This is a genomic window from Stenotrophomonas terrae, assembly GCF_039674165.1.
In the GTDB taxonomy this organism is placed as follows: Bacteria; Pseudomonadota; Gammaproteobacteria; order Xanthomonadales; family Xanthomonadaceae; genus Stenotrophomonas; species Stenotrophomonas terrae_A.
Window position 1 is genome coordinate 103,675 of sequence record NZ_JBDJMY010000010.1, and the last position, 20,071, is coordinate 123,745.

A 20,071-nucleotide genomic window follows, 5' to 3' on the forward strand; every position below is an offset into this window, starting at 1 on the left:
TCAAGGGCGCCGCGGTTCAATCTGTGGGTCCGAGTCAGTTGCCGGTGGCAATGCCCGGGCCGAAGGTCAGCACGGCGCCGTCTTCGAGCTTGAGCTTGGCGGCCTGGCCGGCGTTGAGCTCCAGCACGTAAAGGGCTGGGTTGAAGCTGGGGTAGGGCGGGCACATGTCGCCAGCCGAGCACGGCGGTACGTCGCGCTGCTGGCCGACCAGGCGGCGCTGGCTGTCGAAGTACAGGATGTCCAACGGAATCTTGGTGTTCTTCATCCAGTAGGCCTGCGGTTCTTCGCGGTCGTGGACAAACAACATGCCGTGGTCGGCGTCCATCTGGTCGCGGAACATCAGGCCGCGGGCGCGGGTTTCATCGTTCTGCGCCAGTTCCACGTTGTAACGGGTGCCGGCCAGTTCCACCCAGTGCTTGCCGTCGGCGCTGGCGCAGCCGGCGAGGGCCAGCAGGGAAAGGGTGAAGATCGTACGCAGGAAGGATTTGGGCATGGGTTGGGACCTGGTTCCTATAGGGGGCCTTCTGGCAGATTCGGTGGAAGTCAAAAGCTTCCCCTCATCCGCCCGTTGGGCACCTTCTCCCGTGAACGGGAGAAGGGAAAAACATCAAGCCAAGGCTGGAGCGACAGCCAGAGCCAGAGCATCAAGCCAAAGCTCCAAGCCAGAGCATCAAGCCAGAGCATCAAGCCAGAGCATCAAGCCAGAGCATCAAGCCAGAGCATCAAGCCAGAGCATCAAGCCAGAGCATCAAGCCAAAGCTCCAAGCCAAAGCCTCAAGCCAAAGCCTCCAAAGCCGTGCTGCTTTGGCTTACAGCACCTGCGGCGGCTCGCCGCCGATGATGACCACGTCGGCCGGGCGGCGTGCGAACAGGCCAACGGTCACTACGCCCGGAATCTGGTTGAGCTGCTGCTCAAGCTTGACCGGGTCGGTGATGGCCAGGTTGTGCACGTCCAGGATCAGATTTCCGTTGTCGGTGGTCACGCCATCGCGCCATACCGGCTGGCCGCCAGTCAGTGCCAGGATTTCGCGGGCCACCAGGCTACGCGCCATCGGGATCACTTCCACCGGCAGCGGGAACTTGCCCAGCACCTTGACCTGCTTGCTGGGGTCAACAATGCAGACGAACTGCTTGCTGGCCTCGGCAATGATCTTCTCGCGGGTCAGTGCGGCGCCGCCGCCCTTGATCAGGTTCTTGTTGCCATCGCATTCATCGGCGCCGTCCACATACAGCGACAGGCCGCCGGTGTGGTTCAGGTCCAGCACCTCGATGCCGTGGCTCTTGAGCAGGGCGGTGCTCTGGTCGGAACTGGAAACCGCGCCTTCGATCTGGTCCTTGATGCGCGCCAGGGCTTCGATGAAATAGGCAACGGTGGAACCGGTGCCGACACCGACGATCATTCCCTTCTGCACGTACTCGATGGCTTTTTCGGCGGCCAGGCGCTTGGCTTCAGACATGGTGGGCTCAATCAGGTTGGAAAACATGTTTTTGTAGGAGCGGCGTAAGCCGCGAAGCTGACGTTGTCTCAGATAACCAGCTTCGCGGCTTACGCCGCTCCCACAACAGGAAATGCTTATCTAGGCTTCTTTTCCAGCGACAGCAGCAGCTTCCACTGGGCGGCGGTGACCGGGAACACCGAGAGCCGATTGCCCTTGGCGGTCAGCGGAAATCCTTCGCCCAGCTCCTCCGCATGCAGCTTGATCTCGTCCAGCGCGATCACCTGCGCCAGCTTGCGCTCGAAACCCACGTCCACCAGCATCCAGCGCGGTTGCTCGCGCGTGCTTTTGGGGTCGTAGTAATCGGATTTGGGATCGAACTGGGTGTCGTCCGGGTAGGCCTGGCTGGCCACCGTGGCAATGCCGACGATGCCCGGGACCTTGGTGTTGGAGTGGTAGAACAGGATGCCGTCGCCAACCTTCATGCCATCGCGCATGAAATTGCGCGCCTGGTAGTTGCGCACGCCGTTCCACGGTTCGGTGCCTACGCGCTGCAGGTCGTCGATGGAAAAGGCGTCCGGTTCGGACTTCATCAGCCAGTAGCGCTTGCGGGCGGTCATGCGTTCAACGGTTCCGGGTAGAGAGTGGCCTGCTCGGTACAGATGGCATCCACCGCCACATCCCAGTCCTCGACCGGCAATGACGGTACCTGCTGGGCGGAAAAACCTACTCCCACCAGCCACGGCGGCGCGGCCTGGCGCTGCCGAAATGCGAAGCTGCGATCATACCAGCCGCCCCCCATGCCCAGCCGCCGGCCGCCGCCATCAAAACCGACCAGCGGGGCGACCACCAGCGCCATTTCTTCCGGGCGCAGCGCCTGCGCCGGGTCCACGTCCGGCTCGGGAATGCCATAACGGTTGCTGACCAGCGCCTGCCCGGGCCGCCATGGCGCAAAACGCAGCAGCTTGCCGTGCAGCACTGGCAGGCAATAGGTCTGCTGCGCGGGCAGCTGCATCTGCCAACGGTGCAAGGCGATCTCGCCGTCCATTGCCCAGTAGCCGGCGACATGGCCGCTGATACCGGCGAAGGGCAGGGACAGCAGATGTGCCGCAAGTGTCTCGGCGGCGGCAATGCGCTCGGCGGCAGGGATATCGCGGCGGCGCTGGCGCAGTTGCTGGCGGAGGAGTTGGCGGGGATCGGTCATATGTGTACGTCGAGGCTTGGAAGCCCCTCTCCTGCGGGAGAGGGGTTGGGGTGAGGGTAAGTGCGGAGCACTCGTGCAGCCAAGTCTCATTGTGCTTCGCGCTTACCCTCATCCGCCCCTTCGGGGCACCTTCTCCCGCAGGGAGAAGGATAAAAAAAGAACGGCGCCCGTTGGGCGCCGTTCTGGAATATTGCATTCTCCGCGGTGACGATGCGTGCGAAACGACCTTGAACCCGGGGTTCAAGTGGGAACGCTGGGGGGCCATCGGGCTTCCCGCTACAAGGCGGACTTGCACACCCGGCTCCGTCGCGCCCCCGTGGTCGTAATTAAGGGACAAGGCGAATGTTTGCACACGCCGTCGTTCACAGCAGAGAACGCGTCGCCAGTATAGCGAGGTTGCACGGCTGCGTGCAGCCGTATTTCACTAATTGCGGATTCATCTGTCTGAGCTGCTCAGCTGGATCAACGCGCGTTGTCGATGGCCAGGTCCAGGCGCCGGTTCAATTCGTTCATGGCCGCTTGAAAACGCTGCTGCTGGGCGACCTGCTCATCGCGCAGCTGCTGCAGCTCGTGCGCCAGATTGAGCGCGGCCAGCACTGCGATGCGGTCCACCGCCGCCATCCGGTTGCTGCCGCGGATTTCGCGCATCTTGCCGTCGAGCACACGGGCGGCGGCGGTGAGGCTTTCGCGCTCGGCCGGCTCCACGCCAACGGTGTACTCGCGGTCGAGGATGTGGACGCTGACCGGTTCGGTTTGGCTCACGTGTGCTGCTCCAGCGACTTGAGGCGGGTGATCATGGCTTCCACCCGGGAGCGGGCCTGTTCGTTCTTGGTCAGCAGCTGCGAGCGCTCGCTGATCAGCTGTTCCTGCTGTTGGCGCAGGCTGCGGTTTTCATCGCTCAGCCGCTGGTTGCGCTCGAGCAGCAGCTCGATGCGGGAGACAAGGGCCTGCAGCTGGCCAGCGGGGTCGAAGGAGTCCATGGGCGGCACGATAGGCATGGCGATGAGGGCCGGTCAAGAAGGAGTTTGCGGCGCGGTTGATACACTGTACGGCCGCCGTCATATCAGTGTGCCGGTGATCCTCTCCGCTTTACAGACCAGTGACATGACCGATCTTCCTGCCGTCAACGACATCCTCCAGGCCAGCCAGTCGCTGGGCCTGGGTGCTTCCCCGGCCGAACTCCACGGCGGACTGTGCGGCTGGTTGGCCGCCGGTGGCGCCGATGTGCCCGCGTGGCCGGCCAAGGTATTGGCCGATGACGGCCTGCCAACCCCCGAGCCGGGCTCTGCCCTGGACCTGCTGCGGCAGGCCACGGTTGCGCAGCTGGAAGACCGCGACTTCGCCTTCGAGCTGGTGTTGGTGGACGCTGCCGAGCCACTGCAGGCGCGTACCGATGCGCTGTTCGAGTGGTGCCGCGCCTTCCTCGGCGGTTTCGGCTTGGCCTCGGGCAAGCGCCCGGCGCTGAGCGAGGAGGGCGAAGAGGCGCTGCAGGACCTGGCGCGTCTGGCGCAGGCATCGAGCGATGAGTTCGACAGCGCCGATGAAGACGAGGACGCCTTGTCGGAAATCGAAGAGTTCGTGCGGGTTGCGGCGCTGCTGTTGCACGGCGACTGCGTGATGGGCTCGCGCCATCGGCAAAGCCTGAACTGAGGTTGGCGATGAAGCGTCTGTCCGGGATAACCCCTGCCGAGTACGCCCGCCGCCGCCGCCAGTTGATGGAAGCGGCTGGCGATGACGCCATCCTGGTGCTGCCCGCCGCCCCTGAGCGGGTGCGCAGCAACGACACGTTCTACCCCTACCGGCAGGATTCGGACTTCTGGTACCTGAGCGGTTTTCAGGAGCCGGAAGCGGTGCTGGTGCTGATCCCGGGGCGCAAGCACGGCGAGGTCATCCTGTTCTGCCGTGAGCGTGATCCTGAGCGGGAAGCCTGGGATGGTCCGCGCGAAGGTCAGGATGGCGCGGTGTCGCGCTATGGCATGGACGATGCGTATCCGATCGATGATCTGGATGAAATCCTGCCCGGGCTGCTGGAAGGGCGGTCGCGGGTGTACTACCACTTCGGCCGCGATGCGGACTTCGATCTGAAGCTGATCGGCTGGGTGAACCGGGTCCGTTCGCAGGTGCGCGAAGGTGCGCAGTCGCCACACGAATTCCTTGAGCTGGGACATCTGCTGCATGAGCAGCGGCTGTACAAGAGCGCCGACGAGATCGCGCTGATGCAGGTGGCGGCCGATATCAGCGTGCGTGCGCACCGCGCGGCGATGCGTGCGGCGCGGCCGGGTATCCACGAATACGAATTGCAGGCGGCGTTGGAATGCGAGTTCCGCGCGGCGGATGGTTGGCCGGCGTACAACAGCATTGTTGGCGCTGGCGCCAATGCCTGTGTGCTGCATTACCGCGACAACAACCATGGCAGTGCCGATGGTGACCTGGTGTTGATTGATGCCGGCGCCGAATATCGCGGCTATGCCAGTGACATCACCCGGACTTTTCCGGTGAACGGTCGGTTCAGCCCGGAACAGCGTGCCTTGCACGATCTTGTGCTGGCGGCGCAGGCGGCCGCGCTGGAGCAGGCGCAGCCGGGCATCGCCTATGAAGAGGGTCATCTTGCGGCGGTCGAGGTCTTGACCGAGGGTCTGCTGCGACTCGGGCTGCTGAAGGGGGACCTGGAAGAGAACATCATCGAGGGCCATTACCAGCGTTTCTACCGGCACAAGACCGGGCATTGGCTGGGCCTGGACGTGCACGATGTCGGTGATTACCGGGTGGCGGGTGAGTCGCGTCTGCTGGAGCCGGGGATGGTATTCACGATCGAGCCGGGTCTGTACATCTCGCCGGAAGATCGGGGTGTGGAGGCGCGTTGGCGCGGTATCGGCATCCGCATCGAGGACGATGTGTTGATCACCGAGGATGGTCACCGGGTGCTGACGGCTGCGCTGGAGCGCAGTGCCGACGAGATCGAGGCTTTCATGGCCAAGCGCTGAGGCGCGAGGTGTTTGGCGGTAGTGTGCGAACTCGCACCCGCACCCGCATCCGCATCCGCACCCGCACTCGCACTCGCACTTGCACTTGCTGTTGCTGTTGCTGTTGCTGTTGTTGCCGTTGCTCCTGCACTTGCCCTCCCTTACGCAAAGCGTAGGGGAGGGTATGGGAGGGGTGCTCTGCTTTGGCTCCGGCAGTTGCAGTTGCATGTGCCTTTGCAGTTGCTCCAACGCTTTTGATCCACCGGGTCCCCTTCCGCAGCGACGCAGCCGACGGATAAGACCCCGAAAGGGGCGACGTGCAGGACGCACGTCGTTTTTCGACGATACAAGGATGTATCGTCGAAAAATCCCGGCGGCGGAGTGGACCCGCGTCGCGCAGCGGCGTGGGCGCGGAGGCAGGGTGTGCTTTCTTTTGGTTACTTTTTCTTTGCACAAGCAAAGAAAAGTGACTCGCTCCCCGAAGGGGAGTGAAAGCCTTTGCCTTTGCTTTCGACTTTCGCTCCAACCGCAACCGCAACCGCAATCAAGATCAAGGGCTTTCGCCCGCCTGCGGCGTGCGAGCACACCTTTCTTTGCTTGTGCAAAGAAAGGTGGCCCAAAGAAAGCACACCCTGCCTGCGCGCCCACGTCGCTATGCGACGCGGGTCCACTCCGCTGGCAGGATTTTTCGACGATACATCCTTGTATCGTCGAAAAACGACGCACATCCGTGTGCGTCGCCCCGTGCGGGGTCTTGTCTGCCAGCTCCGTCGCTGCGGAAGGGGACCCGGTGGATCAAAAGCGTTGGAGCAACTGCAAAGGCAACTGCAAAAGCAACTGCAAAGGCACTGCAAAGGCACTGCAAAGGCAACTGCAAAGGCAACTGCAAAGGCAACTGCAAAAGCAACTGCAAAAGCAACTGCAAAGGCAACTGCAAAAGCAACTGCAAAGGCAACTGCAAAAGCAACTGCAAAGGCAACTGCAAAGGCAACTGCAAGGGCAACTGCAAGGGCAACTGCAAGGGCAACTGCAAGGGCAACTGCAGAGCACCCCTCCCATACCCTCCCCTGCGCTGCGCGCAAGGGAGGGCAATGGCCAGTGCACAGCCTAGTAACTGCAGAGGCAGCTCCGGCAGTCATTACCTTGGTAATGGGGAATGCCTTGTTTGCTGAGCCGAGGTCAGCGGAAGTGAAGGGCTGGCGAGATCACGTAGCCCGGGTAAGCGTCAGCGCACCCGGGAAGCCCTGGACGTCAAACGGGGCAGGGGACGCAGCGCAGCCGAATGCTGCCCGGCTTTCGCCCGACCACAAAACATCCGATGCGCACGCCAACAGCCCGGGCGACAGCTACCTGCCACCCAGGCAAACGATCATGCTTGTGCGGCAAATTCCGGGCGGGTCAGGTTGTCCGCTTCGCCGTCAGTGCACAGCACTTCGTCTTCGATGCGTACGCCGCCATAAGGACGGAAGAAGTCCACGCGGTCCCAGTTCACGCTGGCGGCGTTGCCGGCCTTCTTTACTTCGTCCAGCAACATGTCGATGAAGTACAGGCCCGGTTCAATGGTCACCACCATGCCCGGCTCCAATACGCGGGTCATGCGCAGATACGGATGACCGGCCGGGCGCTCGATGCGGCCGCCGTCTTCGCCAGCGGCAAAGCCGGCCACATCGTGCACCTGTGCGCCGATCAGATGGCCGATGCCGTGCGGGAAGAATGCAGCGCTCACACCCGTGGCCAACGCAGCTTCCGGGGAGACATTGATCACCCCGAAGTCCTTGAGGATGCCCATCAGCGACAGGTGGGCATCCACATGCAACTGCTTGTAATCGAAGCCTGCACGCACCGCAGTGCACATCTTGAGCTGCGCTGCATCCACCGCTTCAATGAAGGACTGGAATTCACTGTGACCAGCCGCCGCATAGGTACGGGTAATGTCGCTGGCATAACCGTATGCCGAAGCGCCGGCGTCGATCAGGAAGCTGCGCAGCGGCTGCGGTGCCTGCTTGCCGAGATCGGTGTAATGCAGCACGGCAGCGTGTTCGTTCAAACCGATGATGTTGCCGTAGGGCAGCTCATTGGCGTCCTGGCCCACGGCGCTGCAATAGGCCATGTGGATCTCGAACTCGCTGGCGCCGGTGCGGAACGCAGCTTCGGCGGCGCGGTGGCCGCGTACGGCCAGTACCTGCGCCTGCCGCATCAGCGCGATCTCGTAAGGCGTCTTGTAGCCGCGGTGCCATTCAAGATGATTGATCACCTTAGCCGGGTTGTTGGGGGCGAAGCCGCCCAGCGCGCTCTGCGCTTCACCGAGGATGGCGCAGCGGCTCGGGTCTGCCGGCAACAGCGCCAGCGCTTCTTCAGGCTTGCGGATGATGTGGATGTTGAAGTGCTCCACCCACCAGCCGCTCGGCGCGTCCGGTACCACGTGCCAATAGTCGAAAGGCTGGTAGAACACCAGGGTCGGGCGGCTGCCCGGGGTGTGGATCAGCCAGCTGTAGGGCAGCTTGGTCAGCGGCAGCCAGGTCTTGAACTGCGGGTTGACCGCGTACGGGTAATCGCGGTCGTCAAATACCTGGTAGTGCTGGGTGCCACTGGGAACCACCAGGTGATCGAAACCACCGCGCGCCAGTGCCGCATCGGCACGGCGGATCATTTCGCCAAGGTGTTGGGCGTACAGGCTGGCTGGATCGTATTGGTTCATCGCGGTGGCTCGCTGGGGCATGCGGAGTTGCAGGCCCCAATTTTGCCGCAATCGGCTGAACGCTGCTGTGCCGTTTTCGGCACTCAGGCTGGGGGAAGTCGGTCCTCGATCCAGCGCTGCAGGTGCGCCTGCTGGCCCTTGTCCAGGGTCAGGAAGCGGAACCCGGCCCACGACTGCTCGGGTGCGTGGGTGGGCTCGAACCACAGCAGGTGCGCGCCGACGTCGATCTGCAACTGCCCGCCACGGCCATCGGCAATGGGGAACTGCAGCTGGTACAGGGCGTCGTCCTGCAATGCCACGGAGGCGATCAGCAACATGCCGGTTTCGGATATGTTGCCAAGCCGGCCGATCTGGGCACCGGTCATCTGGTCGCGTACCGGCACCAGCTCGGGTACCTGCAGGCGCGGTGCGCGGCGGGTATTGGTGATCATGCGGACTCCCCGGTATTGGTGGGCTGGCCGGCAATCGAGCGCAGTGCGCGCACGGTGGCCTGCCAGGCGCGGTCGATCAGGCGGCCGCGGTCTTCGGTGACGATGCGCAGCTGGCCTTTGGCCATCAGCCGCGACATCGTGTCCAGCGAATGTTCCGATACCTTCTGGCCACGCTGGTTAACGAACAAGGCATTGCCGGTGATCAGGCTGTACCAGGACAGGCGCTGGCGGCGGTTGTCGCCCTGCTGGTTGACGGTGAATTCGAACCAGGTGCCGAACGGCAGCGTGCGCAGCTGGCGGTAATGCGCCTCTTCCTGTTCGGTGCGTGCTGGCTCGACTTTCTTGCGACGTTCTTCTTCTTCCGGCTCGCCGGACTCGCCCAGGCGCGCGCGCATCTTGAGTTTGGCGGCCAGCTCGGTGCGTGAGGTGATGTCGTCTTCGCCGCCTGGCGTGGACAGCCGGCGTGAGATGGCGGCCGCTTCGTCCTGGTGGTAACCCACCTGCAGCAGCGATTGTTCGATTTCCTCGCCGAAGCTGGTATCGGCCGCGCCGCCGGGTGCCAGCCCGGTGATCTCGCCGATGCGCCGGGTAGCCTGCTCGCGCTGCTGCCATTCGTCCGAACCTTCGCCCTGGCGCAGCAGGGTGAGCGTCAGCACGTCGGCCCAGGCTTTGCGCAGCAGGGTCTGCACGAACTTCGGCGGTTCGCTGTTCTGGCACAGCGTGTCGATGGTGCGGTTGGCCAGCTGCTTGGCGGCCTCCAGGCGTTCCTTGCCACGCGCGGCGTCGACCTGGCGGCGCTCGGCCATCTCCGCGCGACGGGCTGCCGAGCGCAGGTGGCCCTGGATGATGTTGTTTGCTTCGACGAAGACCGTCTCGTCGCCCTGGTAATCGGTGACGACCTTGTTGACCGCGTCCTTGAGCTTGAGCAGCAGCACTGGATCGCTGTCGTCATCGCTGAGCCAGACCGCGCCGGACTCGGCCACCGCATTGAGCAGTTCGCGGGCCGGGTGCTGGTCACGCAGGAAGAATTCCTGGTCGCTGATGGCGGCACGCGCCAAGGGCACCTGCAGGCGCCGCAGCAGGTCGGCGGCCGGTCCTTCGCTGCGGACTTCCCGGTGCAGCTCGGAATAGAGCATGCCGAGCAGGTCCATGGTGTCGCCGTCCTGTACCGACAGCGTTGCGGCCGCGCCGTGTTCGGCCTTGACCTGGGCGAGCAGTGCAGTGCGGATGTCCGCCATGCTGTGACGGCTGCCGGAGGATGCTGCGGCGGCCTGCAGCTTGCCCAACACGTCCATCGCGGTCTGGGTGGAGACCGGTTGGGCGGCAGGGTTGCCTGCAGGCTGTGCGGCCAGTGGCGCGCCAGCTGCGCCGCCGTGCTGGGCCTGTGCTGCCTGCAGGGCGGCGAAGTCGGGCATGGCGCCCATGCCTGCGCTGGTGCCGCCGGCGCGGCCTGCGGGCATTGCGCTGCCGCCTGCCGGCGCAGCGCTGCCAGCACCACCGGCACCACCAGAACCGCCAGCAGCGCCAGCAGCGCCAGCGCTCATCGTAAGTGCTTGGCGGGCGGCATCCAGCAGGCTGTGCAGGCTTTCCATTGGTGCCATGGCAGCTGCGGCACCCGGCGAATGCGTCGGGGCGCCGGTGGCATGAAGCGGTGCAGCCGCTGCACTGGTCTGCAGTTCATTGGAAATACTGGCCCACGATGCCGCCGGCGCCTGGCCTTGCCAGCTGGTCAGCGGGGCATTGCCTGCCGCGCGCGGACCGGCACTGGCGGCATCGGCTTGGCCGCTGACAGCACCGCTGCCACGCGGTGCGGAGGGGCGGGGGAGGTGCGGGCGATACACCAGCCCAGGCAGCACGCCCTCGCGCTCCAGCAGGATGTTGAGCCTGTCCACCAGTTCGCCATGGCGCGGCATCACCATGCGGTCGAATACCTGGTACAGCACCAGCTGGGTGTCGAGGTTGAGCTGCATCTGCTCGCCGCAGTCGCGCAATGCGCGGCACAGGGCGTACGGGCCAACTGGCAGCCGCTCGGGATCAAACGCCGGCTGCGCCGCCAGTACCGCAAAGCGCTGGCCCAACAGCAGCAGCGGGCTGGTTGCACGGAAGGCCTCGCGTCGGGCCATTTCGTGCAGCACGATGTCGCGGTCGATGTCGGTGTCTTCAACCAGCGTCATCGCCTTGAATGCCGCTGCATGCGCTTCCGGGCTGGCTTTGGGCGGGTCTTTGAACGCCGCTACCTGTGCGGCAAGCGCGTCCAGGAAAAAGTCCGGGAGCTGCTCGGTGTGTTCACGCAGGACCCGCAGCTGGGCGTAGATGTCGGACTGGATCTGGCTGTTGTGGGCCATTTCCGCCTGCTTGAACAGGGCGCGCTCCAGGTCGATGGCGGTCAGCTGCAGCGGCGTGCGCAGGACTTCATCCGTGGCCAGGAAGGAAATTTCCAACAAGTGACGTACGCGGGCAGGTGCCTGCGTGGCGGCGATCCGTGCCATGGCCTGGCTGGACGAGCGTGGTGCGGTGCCTGACATCCGGTTTTCCTTCCCCTGAATGGGGGTTTTCTATCATTTATGTGATGTAAGTGTCACTTACGGCACGTTTCAGGCCAGGAACAACTCCACAACATCGTTGGTGAAGCGGCGGCCAAGCTCGGTGGGGACCCATTGGTCGCCGCTGTTGGTTATCCAGCCACGTTCCGCTGCCACGGTCAGGGATGATAGAAGCACGCTTCGTGCCAAACCGGTACGCGATTCAAAATCGCGCAGGCTGAAACCCTCGTGCAGGCGCAGCAGGTTGAGCATGTACTCGAACGGCAGCCGCTCGGCGCTGATCACCTCATCGCCGCCAATGCTGGCCAGGCTGCCGGCGGTATCCATGAAGGTCTGCGGGTGTTTGTGCTTCCAGCGGCGCAATACGTGCTGCTCGGCGCCGGAGCTGATCTTGCCGTGCGCGCCGGCGCCAATGCCCAGGTAGTCACCGAAGCGCCAGTAGTTGAGGTTGTGCTGGCATTGCCAGCCGTCGCGGGCATAGGCGCTGACTTCGTACTGGCCATAGCCACGCTCGGCGAGCAGTGCCTGGCAGTGTTCCTGGATGTCCCAGGCGCTGTCTTCGTCGGGAATGCCCTGCGGCGGCCGCGCGAAGAACACCGTATTCGGCTCCAGCGTCAGCTGGTAATGCGAGATATGGGTGGGATCGAGCGCGAAGGCGCGTTCAAGGTCGTATTCGGCCTGGGCCAGCGTCTGCTGTGGCAGCGCGTACATCAGGTCGATGTTGAAGTTTTTGTAGCCGGCGTCCTGCGCCAGCTTGACCGCGCGTTCGGCTTCGTTGCTGTCGTGGATGCGGCCCAGGCGCTGCAGCGCTTCATCGTTGAAGGTCTGGATGCCGAAGCTGATGCGGTTCACCCCGGCCGCGCGGTAGCGGTCGAAGCGGCCGTGTTCGGCGGTGCCGGGGTTGGTTTCCAGCGTCACTTCCAGGTTCGGCGCGAAACGCAGACGCGCGCTGGCTGCCTGCAGGAAGCGGTCGATGGCTTCGGGCGGAAACAGGCTGGGCGTGCCGCCACCGAAGAACACGCTGCTCACCACCCGGCCCCAGACCAGCGGCAGGTCCTGGTCCAGGTCGCGGATCAGCGCATCAATATAGGCATCGAACGGCAACTCGCCCTTGCCCGCATGCGAGTTGAAATCGCAGTACGGGCATTTGCGCACGCACCACGGCAGGTGCACGTACAACGCCAGCGGCGGCGGCACCAGCACGCCGGCGGCGTGGCCGTGATCGACCGAACAGGATTCGCCGGGAAGGTGGTTGCAGTGGTCGTGGGAGTGCGGCATGGAAGGCAGGTACGTAAGAGTGAAGGGTGTGGGCGCTATTGCGCGGCCAGCAAGCTTGGATCGACCAGCGAGCGCGGCTGTGCACGTAGCACGGTAGCGGCGATATCACGGAACATCGGCGAAGGGCCTTGATAGCCGCCCATTTCGTTGTCCATGAGGCGATGGCGAGCCGGTCGCGCACCGTTGCGCATATGCAGGTACAGGCCGGACACCATGGCTTTACGCTTGTCGACGAAGTTGTCGTAACGGACTTCGAGTACGTCGGTCAGTGGCACCTTGCGCCACCGGTGCGCGGTGGCGATGTTGTGGTAACGCAGCTGCCCGGCGCGCTCATCCAGCACCACACGCTGCCACATGATGGGCGCGGCAATCAGCGAAATCGCTACGGCGCAGCCAAGCGCCCAAAGCGGAAGGGCAAGCCAAGACTGCTCGCCGTCGTAAGCCAGCAGGCCACCGACAATGGCGCCGCTGATACCGCCAAGAATGGCGACCAGCCATACAAGTCCCAGTCCAGTGCGATAGCTGCGTGGCGTCATCCGTTGATCCCCGTGGTCAGTCGATCTTGAGTTGTGAGAGCTGCTGCAACAGCAGCTGCAGCGCCTTGGCGCGGTGGCTGCGGCCGTTCTTCTGCGCCGGCTCCATCTGCGCGGCGGTCAGGCCGAGTTCTTCATCCAGAAATACCGGGTTGTAGCCGAAGCCATTGCTGCCGCGCAGCTCATCGATGATGCGGCCTTCCCAGCTGCCTTCGCAGATCAGCGGTTGCGGATCGTTGGGGTGGCGCAGCAGCACGATCACCGCATGGAAGCGGGCAGTGCGGCGCTCGGCCGGTACATCGCGCAGCGCTGCCAGCAGCTTGGCGTTGTTGGCGGCATCGTCGGTGGGGCTGCCGGCATAGCGCGCGCTGTACAGGCCGGGCGCGCCGTCGAGAGCGTCGACGATCAGGCCGGAGTCATCGGCCAGCGCGGGCCGGCCGGTCACTTCACAGGCGTGGCGCGCCTTGATCAACGCGTTCTCGACGAAGGTCAGGCCGGTCTCGGGCACATCGTCCACGCCCAACTCGCGCTGCGGCACGATCTGCAGCGGCAACCCGGCCAGCATGGCCTGCAGTTCCTTCAATTTGCCGGCGTTGCCGCTGGCCAGTACCAGTTTCATTGCTTGGGCTCCAACAAGTCCCAGGTGTTGCCATACAGATCGCGGAACACCGCGACGGTTGCATAGGGTTCTTCGCGCGGGGTTTCGAGGAATTCCACGCCACACGCGCTCATCGCGGCATGGTCGCGCCAGAAGTCATCGGTGTGCAGGAAGAAACCAACGCGGCCACCGGTCTGGTTGCCGATGCGGCTGCGTTGTTCTTCATTGCTGGCGCGTGCCAACAGCAGCGCGGCAGCGCTGCCATCGGTCGGGCCGACCACCACCCAGCGCTTGCGGCCCTGGTCCAGGTCTTCCAGCAGCTGGAACCCCAGCTTGCCGGTGTACCAGGCAATCGCCTCGTCGTAGTCGGTGACTACCACGGTGACCAGGGCAAGGCGCCGGTTCATGCCTGCGCCAGTGCCGCCTGCTGTGCATCGAACAGCTCGCGGATGCCCTTTTCGGCCAGCACCAGCAGCGCGTCCAGTTCGTCGCGGCGGAAGGCGTGGCCTTCGGCGGTGCCCTGCAGTTCGATGAAACCGCCGCCATCATTCATGACGACATTCATGTCGGTATCGCAGTCACTGTCCTCTGCGTAATCCAAGTCCAGCACCGGCTGGCCCTTGTAGACGCCGACAGAGACCGCCGCAACCGCGCCGAACAGCGGGTTGCGCTTGATATCGCCGCGCTTCATCAGCAGGTTGACCGCATCGACCAGAGCGACATAGGCGCCGGTGATGGCGGCGGTGCGGGTGCCGCCGTCGGCCTGCAGCACGTCGCAATCCAAGGTGATGGTGCGTTCGCCCAGCGCATTGCGATCAATGCAGGCGCGCAGGGTGCGACCGATCAGGCGCTGGATTTCCAGCGTGCGGCCACCCTGCTTGCCGCGCGCGGCTTCGCGGTCGGAGCGGGTATGGGTGGAGCGCGGCAGCATGCCGTATTCGGCGGTCACCCAGCCCTCGCCCTTGCCGCGCAGGAAGCCCGGCACGCGGTTCTCGACGCTGGCAGTGCACAGCACGCGGGTGTCACCAAAACTCACCAGCACCGAACCTTCGGCATGACGGGTGAAGGAACGCTCGATGGTGACAGTGCGCAACTGGTCGGCCGGGCGGCCGCTGGGACGGGAAAAGGTCATGGGGGATCCGTTAGTACGAGATGATCAGGTGGACGTCCGGGCGGTTGATGCACCAGCGTCCAGAGGCGGCTAGGGTACCATTCGCCCTTTGAAACGCATCGGAAAGCACATGATTCGGAGCATGACCGCCTATGCCGGCGGCGAACGCATCACCCCGTGGGGCACGCTGGGTTGCGAACTGCGCTCGGTGAACCACCGGTTCCTGGAAGTGGGCGTGCGTCTGCCCGAGGACCTGCGTGCGCTGGAACCGCAGCTGCGTGAGCGCATTGCCGCCCGCGTCAGCCGCGGCAAGCTGGATCTGGTGATGCGCCTGCGCGCACCGGAAGCCGCCACTTCGCTGGCGGTCAACGAGGTGCTGGTCGAGCAGCTGGCTGAATTGGCGCAGCGTCTGCACGGGCGCTTCCCGGCCATGCAGGTCGGTTTCACCGATCTGCTGCAGTACCCGGGTGTACTGCGCGCCGAGGCTGCCGACAGCACCGCTCTGCATGCCGAAGCCCTGGCCCTGCTGGAGGAAACGGTGGCCAGCTTCGTGCAGGCGCGTGAGCGTGAAGGCGACAACTTGGCTACGGCCATCAGCGAGCGCGTTGATTCCGTTGAGCGTATTGCCGCGGAAGTGCGGGAACTGATCCCGGCCATCCGTGAAGGGCAGCGGGTCAAGCTGGCCGCACGCCTGGCCGACTTGCCGCACCCGGTGGATCCGGGCCGTGCCGAGCAGGAGCTGGTGATGTGGCTGCAGAAGCTCGACGTGGATGAGGAGCTGGACCGCCTGGACAGCCACATCGCCGAGATCCGCCGCGTACTGCGCCAGCGCGAGCCGGTCGGTCGCCGGCTGGATTTCCTGCTGCAGGAATTCAACCGCGAGGCCAACACCCTGGGCTCCAAGTCGGTGGACGCGCGCACTTCCAATGCCGCCGTCGAGCTGAAGGTGCTGATCGACCAGATCCGCGAGCAGGTCCAGAACATCGAGTAAAGGCAGTGCCGAGCCACGCTCGGCAAAGCCAAGGCCTGTAGTGCCGAGCCACGCTCGGCAAAGCCAAGGCCTGTAGTGGCCAGCCCAGCTAGGCCGAGGCGCTGCCCGGTAAGCCCAGCCGAGCAGGGCGCGGCGCGACCAAAGAGGCTCTACCGGTAACGCCCAGCCGAGCAAGGCTCGGCTCTACCAATGAGGCTCCACCGGTAACGCCCAGCCGAGCATGGCTCGGCTCTACAGGTGACGCTGCTCCCACAAGGCTCTGGGCGGCCATGAACGCAGCTGTCCCTGCACAGACCGGCCCACGCCGGTACAATGCCGGGCCATTCCGACGTTGGCCCACCGCATGCGTGGCACCCTCTACATCGTCGCTGCCCCGTCCGGGGCCGGCAAAAGCAGCATCGTCAACGCCACCCTGGCGCGCGACCCGCACATCTCGCTGTCCATCTCCTTCACCTCGCGGGCCATGCGCCCGGGCGAGGTCAACGGCAAGCACTACCACTTCGTCCCGGCCGCCGAATTCGAGCAGATGATCGCCGCCGGCGATTTCTTCGAGCACGCGCTGGTGCATGGCGACTGGAAGGGTACGGCGCGGCAGTCGGTGGAGCCGCAGCTGGCGTCCGGCAAGGACGTATTGCTGGAAATCGATTGGCAGGGCGCACGCCAGGTACGTGAGAAAGTGCCCGGTGCGGTCAGCGTGTTCATCCTGCCGCCGTCGCGGCAGGCGCTGGATGAGCGCATGCGCAAGCGCGGCCAGGACAGCGAAGCGGTGATGGCCCAGCGGCTGGCTGCCGCGCGCGAGGAAATGCTGCATTACGACGAGTTCGACTACGTCATCATCAACGAGGATTTCGACACCGCCGTTGGCGAAATGTGCTCGATCTTCGCCGCCAGCCGGCTGCGCTGCGCCCCCCAGCAGCAGCGCCATGCCGAGCTGATTGCCTCGTTGCTGGTTCCGGAAAACCGAGCAAGTGATTGATCCACAAGGGGCTGTTCAGGCGTTGACTTGATTTCAACCCCCACCTGCCCCTACAATCCGTCCCCTTTCCCTCATTCGATCGAGCGGCCGTTGCAGGTCGCCGGGAGCCCGCATGGCCCGCATTACCGTAGAAGATTGCCTGGAAGTCGTTAATAACCGTTTTGAGCTGGTCATGATGGCGTCCAAGCGTGCCCGTCAGCTGGCCAATGGTGTCCAGGCGACGATCGACAACAGCGAGACCGAGGACAAGCCGACCGTATTGGCGCTGCGCGAAATCGCCGCCCGTCGCATCGACAATGACCTGATCGAGGAAGTCGAGAAGTCCGAGCGCGAGCGTGCTGAACGTGAAGCACTGGAGTGGGCCGCCGCTGAAGTGGTTGCCGACGAAGACATGTCCAAGAACGACGATTGATCGCTTCTTAGCCATTGATTGATGTTGTCTGCAAACAGCCCGCCAAAAGCGGGCTGTTTGCGTTGTAGGAATTGCCGTGGAACGTCCACTGGCATAGTCTTCTGGCATGAACCCAGGCCCTTCCGCCCAGGTAGCCACGCCCGCGGGCGGGGTGGTACCTGACTATGTACTGCAACTCGAACGCGCAGCCAGCTATCTCCCTACCGAGCAGCTGCCGCTGTTGCGTCGTGCCTGGGAGGTCGGGGCGGCCGCGCACGCTGGTCAGACCCGCAAATCCGGTGAGCCCTACATCACCCATCCGGTGGCAGTGGCGCGCATCCTGGCCGAACTGGGCCTGGATGTTGAAACCCTGATCGCCGCGATCCTGCACGACACCATCGAGGACACCCCGCTCACCGGCGAAGAGCTGGCCGCCGAGTTCGGCCAGGCCGTGGCCGATCTGGTTGAAGGCGTGACCAAGCTGGACAAGCTCAAGTTCCGCGACCGCCAGGAAGCAGCGGCGGAGAGCTTCCGCAAGATGCTGCTGGCGATGTCGCGCGACCTGCGCGTGATCATGATCAAGCTGGCCGACCGCCTGCACAACATGCGCACCCTCGGCGCGCAGAGTGCCGAAGCGCGCCGCCGCATCGCCACTGAAACGCTGGATATCTACGCCCCCATTGCCCAGCGCCTGGGCATGAACCTGATCAAGTCCGAGCTGCAGAACCTCGGCTTCCGCGCGTTGTACCCGTGGCGCCACGCCATCATCGAAAAACACATCCGCAGCCAGCCGGTGGTGCGCCGTGAGTCGATGGCGCAGGTGGAGGTGCAGTTGTCGCAGCGCTTGGCGCGTGAAGGGTTGGAACATCGCCTGATCAGCCGCATCAAGACGCCGTGGAGCATCTACACCAAGATGCGCGAGGAGAACAAAAGCTTCGACCAGGTGATGGATGTGTTCGGCTTCCGCCTGGTGATGCGCAGCGTGCCCAACTGTTACCACGCGCTGGGCGGCGTGCATGCGGCCTTCAAGCCGCTGGACGGCCGCTTTCGTGACTTCATCGCCATTCCCAAGGCCAATGGCTACCAGTCGCTGCACACGGTGCTGTTTGGTCCGTACGGCTCGCCGATCGAAGTGCAGATCCGCACCGAGGAAATGGACCTGATCGCCGAGCGCGGCGTGGCCGCGCACTGGACCTACAAGTTCGGCGGCGACGGCCCCAACAGCGCGCAGAGCAGGGCGCATGCGTGGATCGTGGAACTGATCGACTCGCAGCGTACCGCCGGTTCGTCGCTGGAGTTCCTGGACAACGTCAAGGTTGATCTGTTCCCGGACGAGGTCTATCTGTTCACGCCCAAGGGCAAGATCCTGGCGCTCCCGCGCAACTCGACCGCGCTGGACTTCGCCTATGCGGTGCATACGGACGTGGGCAACCGTGCGGTGGCCTCGCGCGTGGACAAGAAGCTGGTGCCGCTGCGCACGCGTCTGGTGAGCGGGCAGACGGTGGAGATCATCACTGCGCGTTCGGCGTCGCCCAAACCGCAGTGGCTGGAATTCGTGGTCAGCAGCAAGGCGCGCACCGCCATCCGCCACCAGCTCAAGCAGCTGGAGCACGAGGATGCGGTGCAGTTGGGCCACAGCATGCTCGACCGTGCGCTGGAAGCGATGGACAGCTCGATTGAGCGGTTGCCGAAGGGGCGCCTGGATGCCTTCCTCACCGAGCACCGCTACCCGCGCCTGGAGGCCTTCCTGGCCGACGTGGCGCTGGGCAACTGGATGCCGACCCAGGCCGCGCAGGCGCTGATGTCCTATGCCGAACTGCGTGCCAGCGGCGTCACCCATCGTGCCCAGGAGAAGATCCTGATCAATGGCAGCGAGCGTGGCGTGGTCAGCTTCGCCAATTGTTGCCAGCCGATTCCCGGCGACGACATCATGGGTTACCACACCGCCGGCAAGGGCATCGTGGTGCACCGTCTGGATTGCCCGAACCTGGCTGAACTGCGCAAGACGCCGGACCGCTGGGTGCCGATTGGCTGGGATACCAGCGTGGTTGGCGATTACGACACCGCCCTGGTGGTCGAGGTGGAGAACGGCACCGGCGTATTGGCGCAGTTGGCTGCCGCCATCGCGCAGAGCCATTCCAACATCGAACGGGTGGACTACCTGGACCGCGACTTCAACGCAGCGGTGCTGTGCTTCAACATCCAGGTGCGCGACCGCAACCACCTGGCTGAAGTGATGCGTCGCCTGCGTCGCCTGCAGGTCGTGCAGGCCGTCCGCCGCCAGTAATGGGGAGTGCCGAGCCCTGCTCGGCAGTGTTTCTACCGGTAAACGGCAGTGTTTGTAGGAGCGACGTCAGCCGCGAAGCTGGCATCGATGATGCAACAGGGATGTTTGCCAGCCGGATGTCCTATCGACTTCGCGGCTTAACCGGTTGACGGCGGTGTTTGTAGGAGCGGCGTAAGCCGCGAAGCTGGCATCGATGATGCAACAGGGATGTTTGCCAGCCGGATGTCCTATCGGCTTCGCGGCTGACGCCGCTCCCACAAACAAAAACCGCATCGGGTGTACGGGGAAAGCCGCCCCAGCCGAGCATGGCTCGGCTCTACCTGCTTCGCGCTATCCACACAGGCTGTGTCCTGCTGCATCCACAAGTTGTGGATAAGCGCGCGCAGCCCTTGCGCTGCGGGCCTCTGCAAAACATGGTGATATTTTGTCCATGAGCTGTGGATGACCTGTAGTGCCGAGCCATCCATGGAAACCCGTAGTGCCGAGCCATGCTCGGCAGGGGCTCTACCGGTTAACGGCAGTGTTTGTAGGAGCGGCGTCAGCCGCGAAGCTGGCATCGATGATGCAACAGGGATGTTTGCCAGCCGGATGTCCTATCGGCTTCGCGGCTTGTCCGGTTAACGGCAGTGTT

General features: G+C 64.2%; 21 protein-coding genes and 1 other RNA gene. 6 read left to right on the forward strand and 16 right to left on the reverse strand.

Annotated elements, in window-relative coordinates; all coding sequences use genetic code 11:
- Window positions 1-34: 34 nt before the first annotated feature.
- The 7 genes from ABE493_RS06820 to ABE493_RS06850 all read right to left on the reverse strand — a co-directional run bounded on the left by ABE493_RS06820 (window position 35) and on the right by ABE493_RS06850 (window position 3,620).
- A complete protein-coding gene (locus tag ABE493_RS06820) occupies window positions 35-493 on the reverse strand; it encodes a DUF192 domain-containing protein (RefSeq protein ID WP_346498189.1) in 459 nt (152 codons plus the stop codon).
- A gap of 316 nt (window positions 494-809) precedes the next feature.
- Window positions 810-1,457: a ribose-5-phosphate isomerase RpiA gene (gene rpiA, locus ABE493_RS06825; protein WP_346498190.1), complete on the reverse strand. Its 648-nt coding sequence runs from the start codon at window positions 1,455-1,457 to the stop codon at window positions 810-812.
- 116 nt (window positions 1,458-1,573) lie between these two features.
- A complete protein-coding gene (locus ABE493_RS06830) occupies window positions 1,574-2,056 on the reverse strand; it encodes an EVE domain-containing protein (RefSeq protein WP_346498191.1) in 483 nt (160 codons plus the stop codon).
- A complete protein-coding gene (locus ABE493_RS06835; protein ID WP_346498192.1) occupies window positions 2,053-2,640 on the reverse strand; it encodes a 5-formyltetrahydrofolate cyclo-ligase in 588 nt (195 codons plus the stop codon). Before ABE493_RS06835 ends, ABE493_RS06830 begins: the two co-directional genes overlap by 4 nt.
- A gap of 192 nt (window positions 2,641-2,832) precedes the next feature.
- Window positions 2,833-3,017, reverse strand: a non-coding RNA gene (ssrS, locus tag ABE493_RS06840) — 6S RNA.
- An 85-nt stretch (window positions 3,018-3,102) separates the two neighbouring features.
- On the reverse strand, window positions 3,103-3,402 hold the full coding sequence (locus ABE493_RS06845) for a cell division protein ZapA (protein ID WP_346498193.1): 300 nt from the start codon (window positions 3,400-3,402) through the stop codon (window positions 3,103-3,105).
- Window positions 3,399-3,620, reverse strand: a complete 222-nt coding sequence (locus ABE493_RS06850; protein ID WP_346498194.1) for a TIGR02449 family protein — start codon at window positions 3,618-3,620, stop codon at window positions 3,399-3,401. The genes ABE493_RS06845 and ABE493_RS06850 overlap by 4 nt, the downstream gene beginning before the upstream one ends.
- A 124-nt stretch (window positions 3,621-3,744) precedes the next feature.
- Between ABE493_RS06850 and ABE493_RS06855 the strand changes: the two genes are divergently transcribed.
- Both ABE493_RS06855 and pepP read left to right on the forward strand, forming a co-directional pair.
- Complete coding sequence (locus tag ABE493_RS06855) at window positions 3,745-4,290, forward strand: YecA family protein (RefSeq protein ID WP_346498195.1); 546 nt, start codon at window positions 3,745-3,747, stop codon at window positions 4,288-4,290.
- 8 nt (window positions 4,291-4,298) lie between these two features.
- The gene (gene pepP, locus ABE493_RS06860; RefSeq protein ID WP_346498196.1) at window positions 4,299-5,624 is read left to right on the forward strand and encodes a Xaa-Pro aminopeptidase; all 1,326 of its coding nucleotides are present in this window, start codon (window positions 4,299-4,301) and stop codon (window positions 5,622-5,624) included.
- 631 nt (window positions 5,625-6,255) lie between these two features.
- Here the strand turns inward: pepP and ABE493_RS06865 are convergent.
- The 9 genes from ABE493_RS06865 to rph form a co-directional block, all read right to left on the reverse strand.
- Complete coding sequence (locus ABE493_RS06865; RefSeq protein ID WP_346498197.1) at window positions 6,256-6,636, reverse strand: hypothetical protein; 381 nt, start codon at window positions 6,634-6,636, stop codon at window positions 6,256-6,258.
- Window positions 6,637-6,972: 336 nt separating this feature from the next.
- Window positions 6,973-8,301, reverse strand: a complete 1,329-nt coding sequence (pepQ, locus tag ABE493_RS06870) for a Xaa-Pro dipeptidase (RefSeq protein ID WP_346498212.1) — start codon at window positions 8,299-8,301, stop codon at window positions 6,973-6,975.
- Window positions 8,302-8,384: 83 nt separating this feature from the next.
- A complete protein-coding gene (locus tag ABE493_RS06875; RefSeq protein WP_346498198.1) occupies window positions 8,385-8,732 on the reverse strand; it encodes a PilZ domain-containing protein in 348 nt (115 codons plus the stop codon).
- Window positions 8,729-11,257 (reverse strand): DUF1631 domain-containing protein, encoded by a 2,529-nt coding sequence (locus ABE493_RS06880; RefSeq protein ID WP_346498199.1) that lies wholly within the window; start codon window positions 11,255-11,257, stop codon window positions 8,729-8,731. The genes ABE493_RS06875 and ABE493_RS06880 overlap by 4 nt, the downstream gene beginning before the upstream one ends.
- Window positions 11,258-11,326: 69 nt before the next feature.
- Window positions 11,327-12,553 (reverse strand): radical SAM family heme chaperone HemW, encoded by a 1,227-nt coding sequence (gene hemW, locus ABE493_RS06885; protein ID WP_346498200.1) that lies wholly within the window; start codon window positions 12,551-12,553, stop codon window positions 11,327-11,329.
- Between the two features lie 35 nt (window positions 12,554-12,588).
- Entirely contained in the window at window positions 12,589-13,089 is a 501-nt protein-coding gene (locus ABE493_RS06890) for a hypothetical protein (protein ID WP_346498201.1), read from the reverse strand.
- A gap of 16 nt (window positions 13,090-13,105) precedes the next feature.
- A complete protein-coding gene (gene rdgB, locus ABE493_RS06895) occupies window positions 13,106-13,705 on the reverse strand; it encodes an RdgB/HAM1 family non-canonical purine NTP pyrophosphatase (protein ID WP_346498202.1) in 600 nt (199 codons plus the stop codon).
- On the reverse strand, window positions 13,702-14,091 hold the full coding sequence (locus ABE493_RS06900; RefSeq protein ID WP_346498203.1) for a VOC family protein: 390 nt from the start codon (window positions 14,089-14,091) through the stop codon (window positions 13,702-13,704). Before ABE493_RS06900 ends, rdgB begins: the two co-directional genes overlap by 4 nt.
- Window positions 14,088-14,816 carry a ribonuclease PH gene (gene rph / locus ABE493_RS06905; RefSeq protein WP_346498204.1) on the reverse strand — a complete coding sequence of 243 codons (729 nt, stop codon included), beginning with the start codon at window positions 14,814-14,816 and terminating at the stop codon, window positions 14,088-14,090. The genes ABE493_RS06900 and rph overlap by 4 nt, the downstream gene beginning before the upstream one ends.
- 109 nt (window positions 14,817-14,925) lie before the next feature.
- Here rph and ABE493_RS06910 point away from each other — a divergent pair, with 109 nt between their 5' ends.
- From ABE493_RS06910 to ABE493_RS06925, 4 genes are all read left to right on the forward strand, one after another.
- Window positions 14,926-15,786, forward strand: coding sequence for a YicC/YloC family endoribonuclease (locus ABE493_RS06910; RefSeq protein ID WP_346498205.1), 861 nt, complete (start codon window positions 14,926-14,928; stop codon window positions 15,784-15,786).
- A 343-nt stretch (window positions 15,787-16,129) separates the two neighbouring features.
- The gene (gmk, locus tag ABE493_RS06915) at window positions 16,130-16,762 is read left to right on the forward strand and encodes a guanylate kinase (RefSeq protein WP_346498206.1); all 633 of its coding nucleotides are present in this window, start codon (window positions 16,130-16,132) and stop codon (window positions 16,760-16,762) included.
- A gap of 112 nt (window positions 16,763-16,874) precedes the next feature.
- The gene (gene rpoZ, locus ABE493_RS06920) at window positions 16,875-17,174 is read left to right on the forward strand and encodes a DNA-directed RNA polymerase subunit omega (RefSeq protein ID WP_057629054.1); all 300 of its coding nucleotides are present in this window, start codon (window positions 16,875-16,877) and stop codon (window positions 17,172-17,174) included.
- A 106-nt stretch (window positions 17,175-17,280) separates the two neighbouring features.
- The gene (locus tag ABE493_RS06925; protein WP_346498207.1) at window positions 17,281-19,440 is read left to right on the forward strand and encodes a RelA/SpoT family protein; all 2,160 of its coding nucleotides are present in this window, start codon (window positions 17,281-17,283) and stop codon (window positions 19,438-19,440) included.
- Window positions 19,441-20,071 lie beyond the last annotated feature (631 nt).

What these genes read in the sequence shown, in the direction of transcription:
- ABE493_RS06925 (WP_346498207.1), top strand. Translation starts at nt 17,281, where the DNA reads ATGAACCCAGGCCCTTCCGCCCAGGTAGCCACGCCCGCGGGCGGGGTG.
- ABE493_RS06855 (WP_346498195.1), top strand. Translation starts at nt 3,745, where the DNA reads ATGACCGATCTTCCTGCCGTCAACGACATCCTCCAGGCCAGCCAGTCG.
- ABE493_RS06830 (WP_346498191.1), bottom strand. Translation starts at nt 2,056, where the DNA reads ATGACCGCCCGCAAGCGCTACTGGCTGATGAAGTCCGAACCGGACGCC.
- ABE493_RS06850 (WP_346498194.1), bottom strand. Translation starts at nt 3,620, where the DNA reads ATGGACTCCTTCGACCCCGCTGGCCAGCTGCAGGCCCTTGTCTCCCGC.
- ABE493_RS06910 (WP_346498205.1), top strand. Translation starts at nt 14,926, where the DNA reads ATGATTCGGAGCATGACCGCCTATGCCGGCGGCGAACGCATCACCCCG.
- gmk (WP_346498206.1), top strand. Translation starts at nt 16,130, where the DNA reads ATGCGTGGCACCCTCTACATCGTCGCTGCCCCGTCCGGGGCCGGCAAA.
- ABE493_RS06880 (WP_346498199.1), bottom strand. Translation starts at nt 11,257, where the DNA reads ATGTCAGGCACCGCACCACGCTCGTCCAGCCAGGCCATGGCACGGATC.
- rph (WP_346498204.1), bottom strand. Translation starts at nt 14,816, where the DNA reads ATGACCTTTTCCCGTCCCAGCGGCCGCCCGGCCGACCAGTTGCGCACT.
- ABE493_RS06900 (WP_346498203.1), bottom strand. Translation starts at nt 14,091, where the DNA reads ATGAACCGGCGCCTTGCCCTGGTCACCGTGGTAGTCACCGACTACGAC.
- rdgB (WP_346498202.1), bottom strand. Translation starts at nt 13,705, where the DNA reads ATGAAACTGGTACTGGCCAGCGGCAACGCCGGCAAATTGAAGGAACTG.
- ABE493_RS06820 (WP_346498189.1), bottom strand. Translation starts at nt 493, where the DNA reads ATGCCCAAATCCTTCCTGCGTACGATCTTCACCCTTTCCCTGCTGGCC.
- ABE493_RS06875 (WP_346498198.1), bottom strand. Translation starts at nt 8,732, where the DNA reads ATGATCACCAATACCCGCCGCGCACCGCGCCTGCAGGTACCCGAGCTG.
- rpoZ (WP_057629054.1), top strand. Translation starts at nt 16,875, where the DNA reads ATGGCCCGCATTACCGTAGAAGATTGCCTGGAAGTCGTTAATAACCGT.
- pepP (WP_346498196.1), top strand. Translation starts at nt 4,299, where the DNA reads ATGAAGCGTCTGTCCGGGATAACCCCTGCCGAGTACGCCCGCCGCCGC.
- hemW (WP_346498200.1), bottom strand. Translation starts at nt 12,553, where the DNA reads ATGCCGCACTCCCACGACCACTGCAACCACCTTCCCGGCGAATCCTGT.
- ABE493_RS06835 (WP_346498192.1), bottom strand. Translation starts at nt 2,640, where the DNA reads ATGACCGATCCCCGCCAACTCCTCCGCCAGCAACTGCGCCAGCGCCGC.
- rpiA (WP_346498190.1), bottom strand. Translation starts at nt 1,457, where the DNA reads ATGTCTGAAGCCAAGCGCCTGGCCGCCGAAAAAGCCATCGAGTACGTG.
- pepQ (WP_346498212.1), bottom strand. Translation starts at nt 8,301, where the DNA reads ATGAACCAATACGATCCAGCCAGCCTGTACGCCCAACACCTTGGCGAA.
- ABE493_RS06890 (WP_346498201.1), bottom strand. Translation starts at nt 13,089, where the DNA reads ATGACGCCACGCAGCTATCGCACTGGACTGGGACTTGTATGGCTGGTC.